Annotated in this window: 11 protein-coding genes and 1 pseudogene; 7 read left to right on the plus strand and 5 right to left on the minus strand. The window is 47.5% G+C overall.

Annotation, left to right across the window (positions count from 1 at the left end):
- Positions 1-583: 583 nt before the first annotated feature.
- From trxB to QUB61_RS03880, 4 genes and pseudogenes are all read left to right on the plus strand, one after another.
- Entirely contained in the window at positions 584-1,954 is a 1,371-nt protein-coding gene (trxB, locus tag QUB61_RS03865) for a thioredoxin-disulfide reductase (RefSeq protein ID WP_333123864.1), read from the plus strand.
- Between the two features lie 177 nt (positions 1,955-2,131).
- Positions 2,132-3,016 (plus strand): ABC transporter permease, encoded by an 885-nt coding sequence (locus tag QUB61_RS03870; RefSeq protein ID WP_333123866.1) that lies wholly within the window; start codon positions 2,132-2,134, stop codon positions 3,014-3,016.
- A gap of 145 nt (positions 3,017-3,161) precedes the next feature.
- On the plus strand, positions 3,162-4,364 hold the full coding sequence (locus tag QUB61_RS03875; RefSeq protein ID WP_333123868.1) for an AAA family ATPase: 1,203 nt from the start codon (positions 3,162-3,164) through the stop codon (positions 4,362-4,364).
- Between the two features lie 273 nt (positions 4,365-4,637).
- Positions 4,638-5,021 (plus strand): annotated as a pseudogene (locus QUB61_RS03880) (DUF4276 family protein); the annotation flags it as partial.
- A gap of 1,069 nt (positions 5,022-6,090) precedes the next feature.
- On the opposite strand, the gene QUB61_RS03885 reads toward QUB61_RS03880, so the two are convergent.
- Positions 6,091-6,390 (minus strand): hypothetical protein, encoded by a 300-nt coding sequence (locus tag QUB61_RS03885; RefSeq protein ID WP_333123870.1) that lies wholly within the window; start codon positions 6,388-6,390, stop codon positions 6,091-6,093.
- A 289-nt stretch (positions 6,391-6,679) separates the two neighbouring features.
- Here QUB61_RS03885 and rpoD point away from each other — a divergent pair, with 289 nt between their 5' ends.
- Positions 6,680-7,846, plus strand: a complete 1,167-nt coding sequence (gene rpoD / locus QUB61_RS03890) for an RNA polymerase sigma factor RpoD (RefSeq protein ID WP_333123873.1) — start codon at positions 6,680-6,682, stop codon at positions 7,844-7,846.
- Between the two features lie 214 nt (positions 7,847-8,060).
- Here the strand turns inward: rpoD and QUB61_RS03895 are convergent, their stop codons facing one another.
- The 3 genes from QUB61_RS03895 to QUB61_RS03905 form a co-directional block, all read right to left on the minus strand.
- Positions 8,061-8,213: a chlorophyll A-B binding protein gene (locus QUB61_RS03895; protein WP_194063436.1), complete on the minus strand. Its 153-nt coding sequence runs from the start codon at positions 8,211-8,213 to the stop codon at positions 8,061-8,063.
- Positions 8,214-8,339: 126 nt separating this feature from the next.
- Positions 8,340-9,773, minus strand: coding sequence for an ATP-binding cassette domain-containing protein (locus tag QUB61_RS03900; RefSeq protein WP_333123875.1), 1,434 nt, complete (start codon positions 9,771-9,773; stop codon positions 8,340-8,342).
- Between the two features lie 186 nt (positions 9,774-9,959).
- Positions 9,960-12,521: a DNA topoisomerase (ATP-hydrolyzing) gene (locus tag QUB61_RS03905; protein ID WP_333123878.1), complete on the minus strand. Its 2,562-nt coding sequence runs from the start codon at positions 12,519-12,521 to the stop codon at positions 9,960-9,962.
- A 1,464-nt stretch (positions 12,522-13,985) separates the two neighbouring features.
- Here QUB61_RS03905 and QUB61_RS03910 point away from each other — a divergent pair.
- A complete protein-coding gene (locus tag QUB61_RS03910; protein WP_333123881.1) occupies positions 13,986-14,381 on the plus strand; it encodes a response regulator in 396 nt (131 codons plus the stop codon).
- A 921-nt stretch (positions 14,382-15,302) separates the two neighbouring features.
- Positions 15,303-15,698 carry a response regulator gene (locus tag QUB61_RS03915; RefSeq protein WP_333123884.1) on the plus strand — a complete coding sequence of 132 codons (396 nt, stop codon included), beginning with the start codon at positions 15,303-15,305 and terminating at the stop codon, positions 15,696-15,698.
- A gap of 300 nt (positions 15,699-15,998) precedes the next feature.
- Here QUB61_RS03915 and QUB61_RS03920 read toward each other — a convergent pair whose 3' ends face one another.
- Positions 15,999-20,129 (minus strand): DNA-directed RNA polymerase subunit beta'', encoded by a 4,131-nt coding sequence (locus tag QUB61_RS03920; RefSeq protein ID WP_333123890.1) that lies wholly within the window; start codon positions 20,127-20,129, stop codon positions 15,999-16,001.
- Positions 20,130-20,364 lie beyond the last annotated feature (235 nt).

Raw genomic sequence — 20,364 nt, forward strand, 5'->3', positions numbered from 1 at the left:
TCTTAATTTTTTCCACCAGTTTAAAAACCCAAATGCCATCTTATCTGCGTTAATCCGCGTTAATCCGCCTACATCTGCGGTTAAAAAACTCAATCCAAAATTCCCCCATTGCACCTCCCTTACCACAAAAACTGTAATTTGTCAAATAAGCCTAAATTTTGCTTACAATTCTTAACACATAAAATGCGTAATTTGCATAAAAATTTGTAGATCTTACATTTGCTGAGGAGTTAATTTTACGAATTTAAAAGGTTTCAGGCTACAAATGGCAAATTAGTCATAATGCCCCTGGAGTATCAAAATCCGATAATAGCTCAAACGGCGCAAATACGTCAAATAAATGAGAATAGAATCAATAGTCAAGGATGGTAATTTTGGGAGTTTTCGGCAAGTGATTGAACATTTAAAACTAAAACAACAATTATATTGTTTTTGCTTATCAAACCCGCTTGACTTGTCCCGATCGCCCTTTTCCCCCCAAAAATAGTAAGAATAGTCGATCGCCCAATAAAGGAATCAACCCCAAGCTAGAACTCTGCTACAATTAGTAAAGCGAAGTCGTTATGAGTTTAATTAAACAGCTATGACCAACGAAACCGTAGAAAACCTAGTAATTATCGGCTCAGGCCCAGCAGGCTACACAGCAGCCATCTACGCCGGGAGAGCAAACCTGAAACCCGTAGTCTTTGAAGGCTACCAAACGGGAGGCGTCCCCGGCGGTCAACTGATGACCACCACAGAAGTCGAAAACTTCCCCGGCTTTCCCGAAGGCATCACCGGGCCGGAACTCATGGATCGGATGAAAGCTCAAGCAGCGCGCTGGGGTGCGGAATTATACACAGAAGATGTAATTTCGGTGGATTTGAGCCAGCGTCCGTTTACAGTGCGATCGGAAGACAGAGAAATCAAAACCCACACGATAGTAATCGCTACAGGCGCGACGGCGAAAAGGCTGGGGCTGCCTAGCGAACACGTATTTTGGAGTCACGGCATTTCTGCCTGTGCGATTTGCGACGGCGCTACCCCAATTTTTAAAGGAGTAGACTTAGCTGTAATCGGCGCAGGCGACACCGCAGCGGAAGAATCTATTTATTTGACAAAATACGGCTCTCACGTACATATGCTGGTGCGGCGCGATCGAATGCGCGCCAGCAAAGCCATGCAAGACCGAGTGCTGAGCAATCCCAAAATTACCGTGCACTGGAACACCGAAGCAGTAGATATTTTGGGCGAAGCGGGCGGCAAAATGGACGGGGTGAGAATTAGAAATATCGAGACCGGCACCGAGAGCGATTTGCTGGTGAAAGGATTGTTTTACGCGATCGGTCACACTCCCAACACCCAACTGTTCCAAGGTCAACTAGAACTCGACGAAGTAGGCTATATCGTTACCAAACACGGTTCGGTAGAAACCAGCGTCGAGGGAGTTTACGCAGTCGGCGACGTGCAAGACCACGAGTTTCGCCAAGCAATTACCGCCGCCGGCAGCGGCTGCATGGGGGCGATGCTGGCAGAACGTTGGCTGTCAGTCAAGGGTTTAACCCAGGAATTCCATCAAACCCAGGAATCCGAGCAACCTACAGCAGCGCCGGAAGCTCCTCAAGTGCGCAAAACCAGTGAGAACTTTGATATCACAGACACGCGCCACGAAGGAGGTTATGCTTTGCGGAAGTTGTTCCACGATAGCGATCGACTGATTGTAGTCAAATATGCCTCTCCGACTTGCGGCCCTTGCCACAGCCTCAAGCCGATTTTGAGCAAAGTAGTAGATGAGTTCGAGGGCAAAATCCATTATGTGGAAATTGACATCGAAGAAGATCCAGAAATTGCTGAAAATGCTGGCGTGATCGGTACGCCGACGATTCAGTATTTCAAAGACAAAGATTTGGTGGCCCAGCTCAAAGGAGTTAAGCCGAAAAGCCAGTACCGCGAGTTAATTGCCAGCAATTTGTAGGAAGGCAAATTAGCGAAGACTTTTGAACCGCAGATATCAGCGGATGAACACGGATGAACGCTGATGTAATCTTATCTGCGTGTATCTGCGTTCATCTGCGGTTCAAAAGTCTTCTTATGGTTTCCGGTAAATATTGATATGCTGATGAAAACAAATCTGACGCACTAATTATCAGTTATGGCTCAAAGCCGCCTCCGACTCCCGCGATTTCTCAACCTTGCCTCACCGTCAAGCCTGTCAATGAAAATGATGTGGGCAGGTTTGACAATAACTGCCGTGTTTATATTAGTAGCCACCTTGTCTCCAGCTATGCAAGCTTGGGGATGGCTGCAAAATCCTACCGAAGCTTTGATTAACCCCATCCACGAACCGCCGTCGGCGAATTATTGGTTTGGTACCAGCCGCAGCGGCTACGATGTGTTTTCCCGCACCCTGTTTGCTTCTCGGGCCGCTTGGCAAGTGGTGCTTTTAGCCACATCTTTGAGTTTGTTTATCGGTGTGCCGCTGGGTCTGGTTAGCGGTTATTTAGGCGGTAAGCTCGATCGAGTGTTGTTATTTTTAATGGATACAATTTATACTTTGCCCGGGCTGCTGCTTTCTTTGACCCTAGCGTTTGTAGTGGGAAAAGGAGTATTGAATGCTGCGATCGCCCTGAGCATTTCCTACATCCCTCAATACTACCGCGTCGTCAGGAATCACACCGCCAGCGTCAAAACCGAATTATTTGTCGAAGCCGCGCGAGCAATGGGTGCGGACACTTGGACAGTGCTTTCGCGCTACCTGTTTCTGAATGTGATTCAGAGCGTACCCGTGCTGTTCGCGCTCAACGCTGCCGATGCAATATTAACATTAGGAGGATTAGGATTTCTCGGATTAGGACTTCCCGAAACAACACCCGAATGGGGACACGACTTGCGTTTAGCTTTAGATGCGCTACCTACAGGCATTTGGTGGACAGCATTGTTTCCCGGTTTAGCAATGACTTTAATGGTAGTGGGACTATCTTTAGTGGGGGAAGGATTAAACGAATTTGTGAACCCTCGCCTGCGGAATCAGCAGTAATTGGTCTCGCCGTCAAATTAAGTTCTCCGTCAGGACTTTAGTTTTTTCTTCTTCTCTTTTCTTCCTTCGCGCACTTCGCGTCTTCGCGGTTCGTTAAAAGAGAAATTAGGAGGAAAAAAACCAAGATTATAATTCAGGAGGTGAGATGATGAAAAATATTCCCCGTATAGAATATTTAAAAGTCCAAAACTACCGTGCTTTGCACAATCTAGAACTCAAAAATCTCACCCCCTTAACTGTCTTCTTAGGCCCCAACGGTAGCGGAAAGTCAACTATTTTCGATGTTTTCGCTTTCCTATCCGAATGTTTCACCGAAAGCCTAAGAAAAGCCTGGGATAGACGGGGCCGATTTCGAGAATTACGCACCAGAGACAGCGAAGGCTGCATTATCATTGAATTAAAATATCGAGAGACATCTGCATCGCCTTTAATTACCTATCATCTCGCTATAGATGAAGAAAATAATCGTCCCTTCATTGCTGAAGAATGGTTGCATTGGAGGCGCGGACAATATGGACAACCTTTTCGTTTTTTACACTTCAAAAAAGGGGAAGGACAAGTCATTAGTGGCGAAAGTCCTAATGAAGAAAGTGAAAGGATCACCGAAAAACTAGAATCCTCGGAATTTTTAGCAGTAAATACATTAGGACAATTTGCCAAACATCCCCGTGTTAGTGCATTAAGACGTTTTATTACAGGCTGGTATTTATCATATTTAACCGCAGATCATACCCGCAGCCTTCCCGAAGCAGGTGCACAGGAAAGATTGTCCGCCACAGGGGATAATTTACCAAATGTTATCCAATACCTCAAGGAACAACATCCCCAACGGTTAGAAGAAATATTAAAAACCCTTTCCGGTCGTATTCCACGCCTCGAAAAAGTCGAAGCCTCAATCATGCAGGATGGCAGACTTTTGTTGGAAATTAAAGATGCTCCTTTTTCTCATCCAATTCTGGCAAAATTTGCCTCGGATGGTACGTTAAAACTATTAGCTTATCTAACAGTCTTATACGATCCTAGTCCCCCCCAATTAGTAGGAATAGAAGAACCAGAAAATCATCTACATCCGCGCTTGTTGCCCCATATAGCAGAAGAATGTCGTGCTGCTTCTGCTAATACTCAATTAATGGTGACAACCCATTCTCCTTTTTTTGTGGATAGTTTGAAGCCAGAGGAATTATGGGTATTATATCGAGATGAAAAAGGTTTTACTCAAACAAAAAGAACCGCAGATATGCAGGGAGTCAAACAATTTATGGAACACGGTGCATTACTGGGTTCGCTGTGGATGGAAGATTTCTTTGATGTGGGGAATCCGCTTAAAAATGCGGGTGCACCGCAATGATTTTAAACTTAAAATAAAGAGAAGGTGAGGATTTTGCATCTTGAGTTTTTAGTGGAAGAAGCATCCCTATAATCAGCTTCGATCCAGCTTTTGCCGAAAATATTGCCATCAAATATTACCTCTAACATTCATGTTTTTCGAGGAAAACCAGATTTACTTCCTAAATTGCCTAAGCGTTTGAACGGTTATCAAGCATGGCTTCCCTCTGATTGGAAAATAGTTGTTTTAATAGATGAAGATTGAGAATATTGTCTAAAATTAAAAAAGCAACTAGAAGATATAGCAATATCAGCCGGATTAATCACTAAATCTTCCTGTCAAAAAGATAAATCATTTCAAGTCTTAAATCGAATTGTGGTAGAAGAATTAGAAGCATGGTTTTTGGGAGACGTTCAAGCAATTTGCCAAGCTTATCCTAAAGTCTCTGCCAATTTAGCTAATCAACAACCGTATCGCGACCCCGATGCTATTAAAGGGGGTACATGGGAGGCTTTGGAAAGAGTCCTGAAAAAAGCTGGATATCACCCGGGAGGACTAGAAAAATATAAAGCTTCTAGCGAAATTTCTAAATATATGAATCCTGAATCAAATCGCTCTAAAAGCTTCAAAGTCTTTTATCAAGGTTTATTAGAAATCATCCAGAGTAAGCAGGTATAATCAACTTTATAGACAATTTTCGCTCTCGTCATTGCTGAGCTAGGAGCCCGATCGATGATTTAAAGCTCAAACCTAGAGCTGCGCTTTCGGAGGACACGCTGTAAATAAATGTAACAAAACTTTTAGCGATCGCACCAGCGTCCTATCGATCCAAATCTTTAAGCGCATCCTGCAGCTTATGCCTTCTCCAACAATAACAAGCACATCGCTAACTCGGTAACTTTTCCTTTCCTTGCAGACTAATCATCTGTCGCCAGTTGCAGGAAAGCCCCCTGTGGCTTTTGTTCCGTCTGCTGGAAATTATCAAGACAATTGGGGAATGCTACCTAAAATTGATTGAAGGGCTTTATCGAATCTTCACACTGTTACGATATATTTAAAGGAATCGTGAAGTTATACTTCCGGAAGATGGCGAATTGTGTTTTTTGTGAGACAGTGCGATCGCGCAAGTGCGAGCCGAAAGCCAACAAATTTTAGAGCTGTTTGCAGCCGAGAGTTGCGCGGTGGGTTAATTCTCAGTAGAATTTATCCGGGTGGTTTTTGCCGCTGACGCGACAAACTCGTGTCGAACTGCTTAAATAAGAAAGTGACGTTAAGAACTTAATGTGATTTAACGTCAAAATTAAACCCAATTTCTGAAAATTGAGCTAACTTAACAAAGAAAGCCCCTGTTGCACTACTCAACCCGCAACGCTTCATTTGGGGTCAGAGTCGGTTTCTAATCCAGAGTTGCCGGCTTAAAACTAAAGCTACGAGCTTTATTCAATCGCAGATTGCGTATGATTCAATTCAGGGAAACAGGGTAATGATGGGTGTATCTACACGGATTGTATTGGTCCCAATTCCGGCAAGTCAAAAACTGTCTGCTAACTGTCTGGCCAACTACGCCGCAGCCGTTCACCCAGATATGCGCAGAAAACAGCGCCGTTCGATCGTGTCAAAGTTTTTGCGGGCAGTTCTCAGGATTTAGCAGATCCGGACACGAGTCCCTATTGTCAAGCTAAGCTCACAGAGTTTTCCTAGTTCTTGACAAACAATGGAAAACAACTTCCATTTTTTGTGAGAAAGGCTACAATCGGAAAGGTCTTGGCAAGATCCGATTCTCCCCGTTTGGTGCTTCGACCCTCTGCTGTTGCATTTGAGGCAGCAGATCCGCATCCAAAGTGGCGAAAGTTTGCCGTGCGACTGTCATGTCTGACAACCAGAGTGAAAGCACTAGGCGAATCAAGAGTTCGACACCTCGAACACAAAAGTTAGAGGGTTCCGTGCCGGAAAACTTGTACGGGTAAAAGATCGAAGTACCGAGTAAAAAAGCCAGTATTTTTTGAGGTGCGATCGCTCGCATTTCATAGTTTGCTTCTGAGGGCAAGGTATCGCAGATGATGTGGTAACTCGCTCCGAAAGAAAAAGCCGCACGCTCAATCTCAGGTCGCGATGTTAAATTCTGCGATCGATTGAATGCGATCGCTGCTTCAAACCCGAACTCGAACTTTGACTCATAAAACTGGTGCAGTTTCTGTAACAGATTCAGCTAGCAGACCGAAAATCCCACTATTTTTTCCTGCGGGAATGTCAATACTGGCTAACTTGTCTAAACTACAAACAGACACTATTCCACTGTTATTTATTCTTTAATTCAGGAGCATGAGGAAGACGGCATGATCCAGGCTAACACCGTACTCGAAAACACAATCACACCCGAAATGGAAACAATCGAGTTGCTTCGGAGCGCCGAAAGCGTTCTACCTGAGAGCGAGTTGGAACTCTTTATCGACGAAGAAGACGATCGAGAAGAATTCTTAGACTCTCAATCTGAGGACGACAGTAAATCTGGCAAAGGCGCTAAAGCCCGCCGTCGGGCACAGGCTAAGAAAAAGCATTATACTGAAGACTCTATTCGTCTTTACCTGCAAGAAATCGGTCGGATTCGACTGCTGCGAGCTGACGAAGAGATTGAACTAGCGCGCAAGATTGCAGATTTGCTGGATTTAGAGCGAGTTCGAGAACAACTGCTCGAAGAGTTAGACCGCGAACCCAAAGACAGCGAATGGGCTAATGCTGTAGATATGGCACTCCCTGCATTCCGTCACCGACTCCACGTCGGTCGGCGCGCCAAGGAGAAAATGGTGCAATCAAACCTGCGTTTGGTGGTGTCGATCGCCAAAAAATACATGAATCGCGGTTTGTCTTTCCAAGATTTGATTCAGGAAGGCTCTTTGGGGCTGATCCGGGCCGCTGAAAAATTCGATCACGAAAAAGGCTACAAGTTTTCTACCTACGCAACTTGGTGGATACGTCAAGCCATCACTAGGGCAATCGCCGACCAATCCCGCACTATCCGCCTACCGGTTCACCTTTACGAAACCATCTCGCGGATCAAGAAAACTACCAAACTCCTGTCTCAGGAAATGGGTCGCAAGCCTACGGAAGAAGAAATTGCTACCCGCATGGAAATGACGATCGAGAAGTTGCGGTTCATTGCTAAGTCCGCACAGTTGCCCATCTCTCTAGAAACTCCGATCGGCAAAGAGGAAGACTCGCGTCTGGGAGACTTTATTGAATCTGACGGGGAAACGCCAGAAGATCAAGTCTCGAAAAACTTGCTCAGGGAAGACTTGGAAAGCGTTTTGGATACTCTTAGCCCCCGAGAACGGGATGTACTGCGGCTGCGTTACGGCTTAGATGACGGACGGATGAAGACCTTGGAGGAAATTGGTCAAATCTTTAACGTCACCCGCGAGCGGATTCGCCAAATCGAGGCTAAAGCCCTGCGGAAGTTGCGCCATCCCAACCGGAACAGCATCTTGAAAGAATATATCCGCTAGAGTAATTTTCTAGCATCACCCAAAAGAGTGATTCGCACTCTTTTTTTGGGGTGGGGAACCCCCCGCCCCGAGTTTTAGCTATAGCTGTTAAATTTTGTGCTGCTAACTGCACGGAGCAATTGCTATTTGCTGCCCAAATCGCCCTGCCAAAATTTTGGGAGTCCGTTACGGAACTCCCAAGCTTTGCAGTGTCACAAAAGTCTTAACTAGAAAATTACATCAGGCCCCAAAAGTGAAGCACGCCTTGACCGGAAACCAATTCGATGATGACAGCGGCAGAGAAACCAATCATCGCTAAACGACCGTTCCAATTTTCGGCTCCTTCGCTGAAGCCCCAGTTCCAAGCGTTGCGTTTTTGTTCTTGCATAGTGCGAACTCCTTTCGTTAACTTTTGTAAGGCTTATGTAAATAAATATAACAGTGACTTGAAAAAAGTGCAAGCTTGTGTATGGTGACCTAGGTCACAAGGGTCGATCGACCTTGATGATTTTGCCTAACGAGGAAAAATAGCCAACTCGGTATCGGGGTCAAACAAGTGAATTTTGTCATGGGCGATGGCCAACCAAAGCTCCTCGCCAACTCGGATCGATCGCTCAGGAGGAACCCGCACTTGCATCCGCACGGCCGGAGCATCCGTCAAACAGACCCGCAAATAAGTTTCGTGTCCCAAAGCCTCTACAATTTCCACTTGTACCGAAAGATTTTTCGTCGCAGGGGGGTGAATGCTCAGATGTTCCGGCCGAATGCCCAAAATTAACCCTCGTCCGTCATATTGTTGTAGACTTTTTGCCCAAATATCGGGTAAAGTAAAGCGAAATTGCGGGTGATAAATCAACAACGGGGCAGTAAATTGCACCGACAAAAAATTCATCGGCGGAGAACCGATAAACTCAGCAACAAACAGATTAGCCGGCTTGTTGTAAAGCTCTAGAGGTTGAGCTACTTGCTGAAGCTGGCCGACCTTCATAATAGCAATCCGATCGCCCATAGTCATCGCCTCAGTTTGGTCGTGAGTTACATAAATAGTTGTAGTTCCCAACTGTCGCTGCAACTGCACAATTTGCGATCGAGTTTCCGCCCTCAATTTTGCATCAAGATTCGATAGCGGTTCGTCCATCAAAAAAACTTCAGGATTTCGAGCCATCGCCCTACCCAAAGCTACCCGCTGCTTTTGCCCTCCCGAAAGTTGTTTCGGCAAGCGATTTAAAAGAGATTCTATTTGCAATAATTCAGCTACCTCCCGTACTCGTTTTCCTACTGCCTTTTCCCGTTCCGACAAATAGCGCAAACCCGGAGGCAGCTTGCGAGTTGCTCCTCCTAAAAAGTCCTCAAACACAGGATAAATAAGAGAATTTTTAAAAGAATGAGAAGCTAAATAATTAATAACCTCTTCTAGCTTCTTCCTAATATTTTCTATCTTCGGGATGCTTCCTTCTTCTCCTTGTATCTTCCCCCTTATCGTTTCTTCCTTCTTCCTTCTTCCTTCTTCCTTCTTCCTTCTTCCTTCTTCCTTCTTCCTTCTTCCTTCTTCCTTCTCCCTTTCCGAGCGGCGCAATCCAAAGGCGAGATTATCGTAAACTGTTAAGTGAGGATAGAGAGCATAATTTTGAAATACCATAGCGATATCTCGGTCTTTAGGAGGCAAATCGTTAACCAGCCGATCGCCCACCCAGATATTGCCGGCCGTCAAGACTTCCAAACCAGCGATCGATCGTAACAAAGTGCTTTTTCCGCAGCCCGAGGGCCCCACCAGCACCATGAACTCGCCGTCTTCGACCGTCAGGTTAATGCGTCGCAAAACGCTGTTAGACGAAGGGCTATCGGCCACAGGCGAGAGACTTTCTGCGACGCTGTTTGCTTCTTTTTCCTGTTCTCCTTGGCGGAGCGGAAAACTTTTGTAGATATTTTCTAATACAACTTGCGCCATCGGACGATTTTAGATTTTAGATTTTAGATTTTAGATTTTAGATTTGGGAATGGGGCATTGGTCATCAGTCATTGGTCATTGGGTATTTGTAATTAGTCATTGGTTATTAGAATCAACCACTAACTAATGCCCCATGCCCCATGCCCAATGACTGCTGACTGCTGACTAATGACTGCTGACTGTTGACTATTGACTGCTCATAACTTTGATAATTTTTTCACCCGGATTGAGGTCAAAAACTCGATCGCCCGCAGCATCTTTCCCCCAAAAAGCTATAGCATCAGTAGCCGAGCGCAGTAGACGGCCAGAATTAGTTAAAAGTTTGACCTCCGTATCAGGAACAGCGCGCAGCAAGCCAACTAAAGCATCTTTAGGCTCTGCGAAGCGAAAAGCTTGAGTGCCAATTTCGCCGCGGTTAGTAAGTCTGACAGAACCGGCAGGCATTCGTTTTGCCCAACCCAACTCAGAAAATAGCACCAGACTGTCGTCCGGGTCGAGAGTGATGCAACCGACCAACTGTTCCTGCTTCCGCAACCTGGTTACTTGAAAACCCTGGGCGGTGCGGCCCATTGGTGGCAGTTGTTCGTCATCGATCTCAAACCGGAGGACTCGACCTCCAGAAGTTGCGATCGCCACTTGCTCGCCGACTTTACCCAGGCTCGCGCAGCGCAGCCGATCGTCCTCCTTGAGTTTAACAACAGTAACGCCGCGATTAGTCAAATCAGCAAATTCCTGCATCGCCAAGCGCTTAATTTTTCCTTGCTGAGTCAGAGTTACTAAATCCGCCGCCTCCGAATTTTCCGGCAAAATAAAGTGTGCGACTGTGATTTCCGACAAAGCCGAACCGGCACTTTCTTTAGTAGCACTCGGCGACAACAAACTGACGATCGGCGTTCCCCGGTCTTTTCCGTTAATAGTAGGAATATCAGCCACTTTCAGCGGGTAAGCTTTGCCGTTAGGAGTTAAGACAACCACAGTGCGATCGGTTTTCGTCAGCTTTGCCGTCACAATAAAATCTTCATTTTTTTCTAAAGCTGAAACTGATTTTTCGCGACTTTTCGACGAACGCGGACGTTCCCCCGCCGCCGCCCGGCGCCGCACGTACTGCTTGTGCGTAAATTCAACAAGAGTTTCCTCTGCCTCTGGAGAAGGCAATAAGTTAGGGACAACGGTTGCCGGCGACAACGGCTTCACAGCAGAATTTTTCTTACTTAAAACTTGTGGTTCGGCGGTTCCCGCGCGTCCTGCTGCCCCATCCACGAATTTAGTGCGGCGTTCGTCAGCGTACTTGCGTTTGAGCGATCGAAATTCCTTCTTCAAAGCCTTCAAAAGTTCGCGCCTGTCACTCAACAACCGCTGCAACTCTTGAATATTCGTCATCAACTCCTCAAACTCAGACTGCAAATTTTGCCTTTCCAGACCAGTCAGCCTGCGCATCGGCATCGCCAAAATCGCATCAGCTTGACTTTCGCTCAAATTGAGGCGAACTTGCAAAGTTTGCTTAGCAGTAGTACCGTCAGGAGAATTTCTGAGAATGTCGATCGCAGCATCGAGATTTGTCAAAGCCAACATTAAGCCTTGGACAATGTGACAGCGGCGTTCCGCAGCCTGCAACTCGTAATTGTAGCGGCGGGTAAGAGTCACTTCCCGGAAATCCAGAAATTCCTGCAACAATTGTCTCAGCGTCAACTGTCGGGGTTGACCGTTGACAATTGCCAGCAAAATCGCGCCAAAATTTGTTTGTAGGTCAGTTTGTTGATAAAGACGAGCCAGAACCGCTTCAGGGGTAAATTCCCGCTTGAGTTCAATCACCACTCGAATGCCTTCGCGATCGCTCTCGTCGCGCAAATCAGCAATACCATCAAGTCGGCCGGCATTGACCAACTCCGCCACCTTTTCAATCCAAGCCGCCTTATTTACCTGAAACGGAAACTCGGTCACGACGATCGCCGTTTTACTGCGCACCTTGCGATTCCCAGGCACCTCTTCTACCCCCGCCACACCCCTCACCGAGATGCTACCTTTACCCTTGGTGTAGGCATCAACAATGCCCTCTGTAGCGACGATTTCCCCCCCGGTCGGGAAATCAGGACCTGGAATTAGTTGCAGCAACTTCTCGTCCGAGAGTTCCGGGTTTTCAATCAAAGCAATTAAACCGTCTACCACCTCCCCCAAATTGTGTGGCGGGATATTAGTTGCCATGCCCACAGCAATGCCAGCACAGCCGTTGAGTACCAGAAACGGCAACTGAGCAGGCAGCGCAGTCGGTTCCTGCTGGGAACTGTCAAAGTTAGCAGTAAAATCAACAGTTGCATCGCCGACTTGGGTGAGCATCGCTTCGTGGGCGATCGGTGCCAGCCTCGTTTCCGTATAGCGCATAGCAGCCGCCGGATCGTTGTCCACCGAACCGAAATTGCCGTGACCCGCCAGCAAAGGATAGCGGCTCGAAAACTCCTGAACCATGCGCACCAGAGCGTCGTAAACCGATTGGTCGCCGTGGGGGTGATATTTTCCCAAAACATCTCCAACGACCCGGGCGCACTTGCGGTAAGGTCGGTCTGGCGTCAGACCGAGTTCGTGCATCGCGTACAAAATTCGACGGTGAACCGGTTTTAAACCGTCGCGGACATCAGGCAAAGCTCGCCCGACGATCACACTCATGGCATATTCGAGGTACGATTGCTGCATCTCGGCGTGCAGAGCCGTAGAAATTACTTGCCCGGAAAGTAGGTTGAGTTGTTTAGCCATGAGTCCTTGTGTCCGTTAATTCCTGAGTGAAGACAGCCTCTGTCAATAATGTCGAGGTTGCCTGTCTCGAGTGAAAAGCGTTTGCCGCAGGCGAACCGAAATTTCGGCCCCAGCGCCCAGTTGGAGAATAAAAATAAACTTAACTTGTGAAAGCAGAATCAGAGTGCCGAAGACGGGCAATACTTGCCTCTTACTCTCCACTCTTACCCTAACCTCTATGTTGCCTTCATTTGCGCCTACCTGTCTATTTACCGCCCGCCGTCAGAAGGTTGATTCACAGGAGAACGCGGAATGCCAGAAGCTCAGAACGTAGTGAGGCTTTAGCCCTTCCTAGGAAAGCGTCACGAGGGACTAAAGTCCCCGCCAATCTATGATAGAATTTAATTGTAATTAGGAATAACCATCTACGCGAAGAAATATTCTATTCAGGAAAAAAAGCTGATTGCTCTCGTCTCGGTACAGCGGTAGCGTGGAGCAACCAGCAATGGTAGAAGAGCGATCGTACCGTATTTTGGCAAGCGTGATGGACTCGGAAAGCATTAAAAAATAAAAGTAAGCGCAATTGCAATACCTCTGGTACTGGTACTTGTTTAGAGCTTGTAGAGGTGCTTGGACTATGAGTGAAGTTCAATTTTTGGGCTATTCAAGAATCGAGCGTCGCGGTGACTCGCTGAAAGTGTCAAAAATGCCGATATAGAAGAATTCAGCAGTCAAAAGCTCTCCTCGCGACCTCTCGTAGTCGGACAAACGCTGGAGGAACGGAAGCGTCGATATTTTAAGCAGTCTCGATGGTCAAAACTGAGAATTAGGAATCTCCAACAATCCCTGCTAGATTCGCTACTCCGAATGCTGCGGCGGGACTATGTGAATAAACATGGCTTGATTCTAAGAGCAGGAAAGAAAATAATTGTCACACCTCGCCGACTCTAATACCAGTTTCAAAAAAGAATCCAACTGTAGGTCCGCGATCCAAACCCCTATCCAGTAACTCAGTCCCCATCTAAAATCTAAAATGGTAGAAGCCGGAGGCTTGACCGAAAGAGAGGATACTATAGTCGTGGACGCACGGGTAGTCAGAAACCCGGTTTTTTCATAGCAATACTTCGTTATAGCCCCCCGAAACGATCGAAAACCCGGTTTCGAGGCGTCATCGAGGCGTCCATGATTGTACTAGAAACTTCCTACCTGAGAATCAGGAGACTCTCGCCAGTGTCAGCTCTAGTTATAAAAAACAACTAAACTGTCTGTGTGTAGTAGTCTAGTCTAAATGATGATGGTACTGGATGCTTAAGGGCATCTGTACACCCTCTCAGAGCTAGTGGCTCAAGTATATACATACGGGTTTTGCAGGGTTCCCGGCTGATGGCGCTAAAAACTCTGCATTTTTGACGGGGAATGTACTCCCCGTCCCGTGTTCCTCTTTGGACTAAAGTCACAAAGTTTCTATAATTCCCATATTTATTTATGAAAACCGTTCTGATTGTAGAGGACGATTTGGTTAATGCTCGAGTTTTTTCCAAAATTCTGACTAAGCGGGGGGGCTTAGCGGTGAAGCACACGGAAAATGTTGAAGAGGTGATGCAGATTGCTGCCAACGGCGAAGCTGATTTGATTTTAATGGATGTGTCACTTTCGCACAGCGTGTACCAGGGCAAATCTGTGGACGGCATTAAGATTACTCAACTGCTCAAAGCTGACCCGCAAACGGCCTCCCTGCCGATTATTTTGGTGACTGCTCACGCGATGGCCGGTGATAAAGAAACATTTCTCGATCAAAGCGGTGCCGACGGTTACATCTCTAAACCTGTGGTAGACCATCAAGATTTTGTCAATCAGATCAAGGCTTTGCTGCCTGATTGAGTGAACCATACATCAATAAGGAAGAAGGAACAAGGAACAAGGAAGAAAGAATTGTTTGTGGAAACAAACAATTAAAACTCTTGAATTACAAAGTTTTCTTGAATTCTGACTCTTCCTTCTTCCTTTGGATGTCCCTCGCACAATGTTATCAGGAAATTGGGTTTAAAACCCCGTCCTTCTAGGGCGGCTTTAATTTCTTAAATCCCTTCCTAAAAATCAGGAATTGCTGGTATTTGTAGTATACTAAAATAGTCAAGGTTAAACTCCTTTACCATCGTGAAACAGTTAAGACACACTTTTAGGTATAAACCGGGGGACGCAGAGCGGCGAAAACTCTTAAAACAGCTAAAGGATCAACGCATCCTTAAACCAGTAAAAACAAACAATTTTTTGATTTGTTAAGTAGGGTAGGGCATACCCAAACTCTAGGCTTGTATCCTAGTACGCTTTTGGAGATAGACCCTCTGGGGTTACTGTGAATTAGACTTGTCAATTTGTACTATTGTACGGTTGAAAGGTTTAAGGACTGCCGCAAGGACATGGTGCTTAAAGGTCAGTCGATGAATTAAGAATCCCCACGCCTTTAGGCTGGGGAGTGTCAAGTGTTCTGATTTGTAATTAGTGAGGAAAAACTAGAAACCTGCTACCTGAGAATCAGGAGACTCTCGCCAATGTCAGGTCTAGTTATAAAAAACAACTAAACTGTCTGTGTGTAGTAGTCTAAATGATGATTGTACTGGATGCTTAAGGGCATCTGTACACCCTCTCAGAGTTAGCGGCGCAAGTATATAAATACGGGTTTTGCAGGGTTCCGGGCTAAGGGCGCTAAAAACTCTGTATTTTTGACGGGTAATCTAGTCCCCGTCCCGTGTTCCTCTTTGGACTAAAGTCACAAAGTTTCTATAATTCCCATATTTATTTATGAAAACCGTTCTGATTGTAGAGGACGATTTGGTTAATGTTCGGGTTTTGTCCAAAATTCTGACTAAGCGGGGGGGCTTAGCGGTGAAGCACACGGAAAATGTTGAAGAGATGATGCAGATTGCTGCCAATGGCGAAGCTGATTTGATTTTAATGGATGTGTCACTTTCGCACAGCGTGTACCAGGGCAAATCTGTTGACTGCATTAAGATTACTCAACTGCTCAAAACTGACCCGCAAACAGCCTCCCTGCCGATTATTTTGGTGGCTGCTAGCATGATGGCCGGCGATCGAGAAACATTTCTGGATCAAAGCGGTGCCGACGGTTTAATCTCTAAACCTGTGTTTGACCATCAAGATTTTGTTAATCAGATTAAGGCTTGGCTGCCTGATTGAGTGAACCTTACCTCAAGAAGGAAGAAGAAGGAAGAAGGAAAAAGGAACAAGGAAGAAAGAATTGTTTGTGGAAACAAACAGTTAAAACTCTTGAATTACAAAGTTTTCTTGAATTCTGACTCTTCCTTCTTCCTTTGGATGTCCCGATCGCACAATGCTATGAGTTCTGACTTTTAATTAGTGAGGAAAAATTTGAGATTTTTCAACTCATGAGATTGAAGTGTGCGTTGCGGCTAGGAACCAATCTATCCTCAAAGATCGCAACGCTGTTCACTCATTTATGCAATCTCAAAACTATTATTAGTCTTCGTCCTCATCGAAGTCAAAACCGATATCATCATCATCGTCAGCATCAGCCCCCAAGGAATCATCCTCTGTCTCAGCGACAAAATCGTCCTCATCAACCTCAACTTCCTCAAAATCCTCATCAGCATCAAGGTCAGACCCGCGCCCGATCTCAAAACCACTCTCGATCGTATAAGCGCGGCGCGCCGTACGGTCATCAAGTACCACATTTTCCTGCAAATCCTGGATGTCGTCATCAAACACAGTACCATCAAAACCAGCATCCTGAACCCCAGCATCCTCATAGGCATTGAACCCAGTACCCGCAGGAATCAGGCGGCCGATAATCACATTTTCCTTCAGGCCCCGCAGCCAGTCAGACTTACCTTCGATCGCAGCCTCAGTCAACACCCGCGTAGTCTCCTGGAACGAAGCAGCAGAAATAAAGCTATCAGTATTCAGCGAAGCCTTAGTAATCCCCAGCAACACCGGAGTATAATCCGCCGGCGCTCCACCAGTAATTGACATCGCCTCATTTACCTGCTCAACCTGCCGCAATTCCACCAACTCGCCCGGGAGCATAGTAGTATCGCCACCATCTTCCATCCTCACCTTGTTAGTCATCTGGCGGACGATTACTTCGATGTGTTTATCAGAAATATCCACGCCTTGAGACTGATAAACTGACTGCACCTCATTCACCAAAAATGTCTGCACCTGTTGGAAACTCTCCAACGCCGCCTCAAAAGTAGGCTGCCGCTCCTTGAGCACGTGGAAGAACACCTCTAGAATTTCGTGAGGGTTAGCAGGTCCGTCGGTCAAAGCTTCGGCGACGCCCACGCGCTGTCCGTCGGAAACGATCGGGTTTTGACCGGGTAACAAAGGATACTCCTCTATCCGGCCATCATCCTCGATCACCGCAAGTTCCACAACATCGTCATCGGTAACCACTCGAGCTGTCCCCGGCCGCTTGGCTAAAATACAGGCTTCCTTCGGCTTGCGCCCTTCGAGCAGTTCCTCAATCCGCGGCAAACCCTGAATGATATCCCCAGTCTTTGCCCGCTCAAATACCAGGATCACTAAATTGTCACCCCGCTGCACTAAGTCGCCGTCGTCTACGTGCAGCACCGCACCGGCCGAAACCCGGTAAGGACGAGCTACCCTGAGCAAGAGTTTCGCTGATTCTGTTTCCGATGCCGGTATAACCTTCACAACTTGGCCGGACTCTTCGAGAACAACCCCCGGAGCTATGGAGGTACCAGCCACTAGGAGTTGACCCGGACTCACATCCGGCGTACCGGCGACTGAGATTTCTATAGAATCCGCATCTCGCATTACCAACAGCCGGCGCACGGGTTCGTTAATTCCCTCGCGGATGCCGCGAACGATACCGGCTTCTTTGCAGAGAATCTCGGTGCGGGCGACTACTGCCCCGGGCGCGATTCTCTGTCCGTCTTCGACCAAAAGCCGCGTGTGGGTGCTGCCCTGAGTGGGGTCAGCAGATACGTCCCGCCGAATCACTAGGGATTCCAATATCACTAGCTGCAAGCGGAATGTCTTGGAAGCTCGATCGCCCCCATCGGCTACTGTCACGGCCAACTCTTCGGACGCAGTAACGTCTTCAGGCGAGCCCCAAGCCGGCCCCGAACCGTCTGCCCCAAAAGCCATAGCATCGTCCTCATCGGGCAGCAGCTCGATATCTGCTGCCAGTTGCGGAGCTCCGGAACCTATTTCTAAAATAAGCTGAGTCCGCAGCAGTTCCAATCCTTCGACTGATTTGACGCGCTCTCCATCCTTATAAGGCAGTCGCTGTACTGCTTTCAAAGAGATTGACTCGTTCAGGGCGGTCTGAGATGGCACTGGCGGCTTATCCGGTACCGCAAATTCTACGACTGGCCGCAGCAGCAAAGCTGGACCCTCGGGAGTTTCGATATACTCGGCATAGCCCAATTCTTCGGCAATCAAGCCTGGGAAAATTTCTTGACCGGCGTTGACGATTTGACCTTCTCCGAATGTTAGCGGCGGGCGGTCAACTACATGGAGCGTGCCCGGTTTGATCACAATTTCCCGGAGGATGTCATTTTTCTGAGTGATTTCTACGGCCCCGCTGGTTTGGCAGAAAATATCCTTGACGACTTCTGTACCGGCTTCTACGTACTGACCGTCTTCGACCAGCAGCAGAGAAATATCTTTATTCACCTCGTGGCACTCTTCTGGTATCCACAGCAGGGTGCCGCCTTTGACGACTTCGTAGCCAAGTTTAGCTTTGCCGCGCTTGTGGACTTCTACGCCGCCGTATTTGACTATGCCCCCTGTAGCTGTGCGGTAGCTGTCGTCGAGCAGTTCGGCGACGACTTCGCCGTTGATGACTTTGCTCCCGGGAGCGGTTTTGAGGGAAAACCGCTGCTTAGAAGCTGTTTCGATTGTGTAGTGGTCGCGGCCGCCTGCGCTTTCGGCTCGCACGACTGCTTGGTCGAGCAGGACTTGGGCGGTGATGATTTCGATTTCTCTGGGGTCAGCGATGCGGACTACGCCGCCGTGTTCGGAGATGAGTTTGGTTTCGGCTATTACGCTTTCGGCGGGAATGCGAGAGCCGTTTTTTACGGCGGGTTCGGCGCCGGGGGGCAGGTTGTAGACTTCTCCTGAGAGTATCCAAATCAGCCCGCCTTTGCTGGCTGTGCGGGTTGTGTTCCCTTGGCGGTCTGTTTTTTCTTCTGGCACTAAGTCGGCAAATTTGGCTTCTCCGGCTAAGTCGGAGGCTACGTCTGTGGTGACTTTTTCTGTTGTTTTGCGGGCGGCGCGACCGACGATGGGCACTTCTGCCAAAACTTGACCGGGTATGGCGCGCTGTCCGTCTTTGACCATTAAGGTTGAACCCTGGACGATGGCTAGTTCGATTTTGAGTTTTTGATTTTTGGCGCCGGATTTACCTTCTTCAAAGCCGTCGCCTTCAAATACGAGTTTGCCGTTGTTTTCGGCTACGAGCGCTTCTTCGCCGTGTCTGGTGCGGAAGGCGCGGGTTCGCAGGTTCTTAAATTTGACTGTGCCGGGGAAGGGGGCGCGTTCTTGTTTGGCGACTTCTCCGGTGAATACGCCTCCGGTGTGGAAGGTCCGCATGGTGAGCTGGGTTCCTGGTTCCCCGATCGACTGAGCTGCAATAATGCCGATGGCTTCTCCCATGTCTACCATTTTCAAGTGGGCGAGACTCCAGCCGTAGCAGTGCTGACAAACCGATCGGGTTGATTCACAGGTCAGGGGCGATCGTAAATACACCTCTGTCACTCCTGATTTACCAATTTCTGTCGCCAGCTCCTCGGTAATTGGCTGATTTCGGACGGCTTTTTCGCTCCCGTAAGCTACGAGTTCCCCGGTTTTGGGGTGGACCACATCTTGGGCAAAAACGCGCCCTAGGAGTCTGTCCTTGAGCGGTATGAGCACTGTTGCTCCGTCTGTCATCGGTCGCACTCGAATTCCCCGCTGGGTGCCGCAGTCTACTTCCCGGACGATGACATCTTGGGATACGTCTACCAACCGACGGGTGAGATAGCCTGAGTCTGCGGTCCGCAAGGCTGTATCTACTAAGCCTTTGCGCGCTCCGTAGGAGGAAATAATGTATTCGGTGACGGTGAGTCCTTCGCGGAAGTTGGTTTTAATTGGCAAGTCGATGATTTCTCCTTGGGGGTCGGCCATCAATCCGCGCATTCCGACTAGCTGCCGCACTTGAGAAATGTTCCCCCGCGCGCCGGAGAAGGCCATCATGTAGACCGAGTTTAGGGGGTCTGTGGCTCGGAAGTTTTTGACTACTTCGTCTTTGAGATCTTCTGAGGTGCTGTTCCAGGTGTCGATTACTTTTTGGAAGCGTTCGACTTCGGTGATTTCGCCTCTGGTGTATTTTTGTTCTGTGATGCGGATTTCTTCTTCGGCTGCATCTAGGAGCGATCGTTTTGACGGGGGCACTTGCAGGTCGTCTACGCTAATCGAAACTCCGGCTCGTGTCGCAAAGCGGAAACCCAAGTCTTTGAGTTTATCGGCCATTTGGGCTGTACGGGCCGTTCCGTAGTGCATGAAAGACCAAGAGATTAATTTTTTGAGCTGACCTTTGTCAACAACTCGATTGCGAAAAACAATTTCCTTCTTTTCTGTCATTTTTCTGAGTATTGGTAATTGGTAATTGGTAATTGGCAATTGGTAATTGGTAATTGGCAATTGGTAATTGGTAATTGGTAAGTAGAGCAGCAGGAAAAAACACCAACTATCTTGTAGGCGTTGGTTTACCGTATAAGTACGAGAGCTAAGCTAGGAGATGAATGCACTCACCCGCCCTCCCCATAGTAATGTTTATTTGCACCTACCTACTTAATTGGTAATTGGTAATTGGTAA

Origin of the sequence: Microcoleus sp. C2D2 (genome assembly GCF_036702495.1) — a bacterium.
Lineage (GTDB): Bacteria > Cyanobacteriota > Cyanobacteriia > Cyanobacteriales > Microcoleaceae > Microcoleus.

What these genes read in the sequence shown, in the direction of transcription:
- trxB (WP_333123864.1), top strand. Translation starts at nt 584, where the DNA reads ATGACCAACGAAACCGTAGAAAACCTAGTAATTATCGGCTCAGGCCCA.
- QUB61_RS03870 (WP_333123866.1), top strand. Translation starts at nt 2,132, where the DNA reads ATGGCTCAAAGCCGCCTCCGACTCCCGCGATTTCTCAACCTTGCCTCA.
- QUB61_RS03875 (WP_333123868.1), top strand. Translation starts at nt 3,162, where the DNA reads ATGATGAAAAATATTCCCCGTATAGAATATTTAAAAGTCCAAAACTAC.
- rpoD (WP_333123873.1), top strand. Translation starts at nt 6,680, where the DNA reads ATGATCCAGGCTAACACCGTACTCGAAAACACAATCACACCCGAAATG.
- QUB61_RS03895 (WP_194063436.1), bottom strand. Translation starts at nt 8,213, where the DNA reads ATGCAAGAACAAAAACGCAACGCTTGGAACTGGGGCTTCAGCGAAGGA.
- QUB61_RS03900 (WP_333123875.1), bottom strand. Translation starts at nt 9,773, where the DNA reads ATGGCGCAAGTTGTATTAGAAAATATCTACAAAAGTTTTCCGCTCCGC.
- QUB61_RS03905 (WP_333123878.1), bottom strand. Translation starts at nt 12,521, where the DNA reads ATGGCTAAACAACTCAACCTACTTTCCGGGCAAGTAATTTCTACGGCT.
- QUB61_RS03910 (WP_333123881.1), top strand. Translation starts at nt 13,986, where the DNA reads ATGAAAACCGTTCTGATTGTAGAGGACGATTTGGTTAATGCTCGAGTT.
- QUB61_RS03915 (WP_333123884.1), top strand. Translation starts at nt 15,303, where the DNA reads ATGAAAACCGTTCTGATTGTAGAGGACGATTTGGTTAATGTTCGGGTT.
- QUB61_RS03920 (WP_333123890.1), bottom strand. Translation starts at nt 20,129, where the DNA reads ATGACAGAAAAGAAGGAAATTGTTTTTCGCAATCGAGTTGTTGACAAA.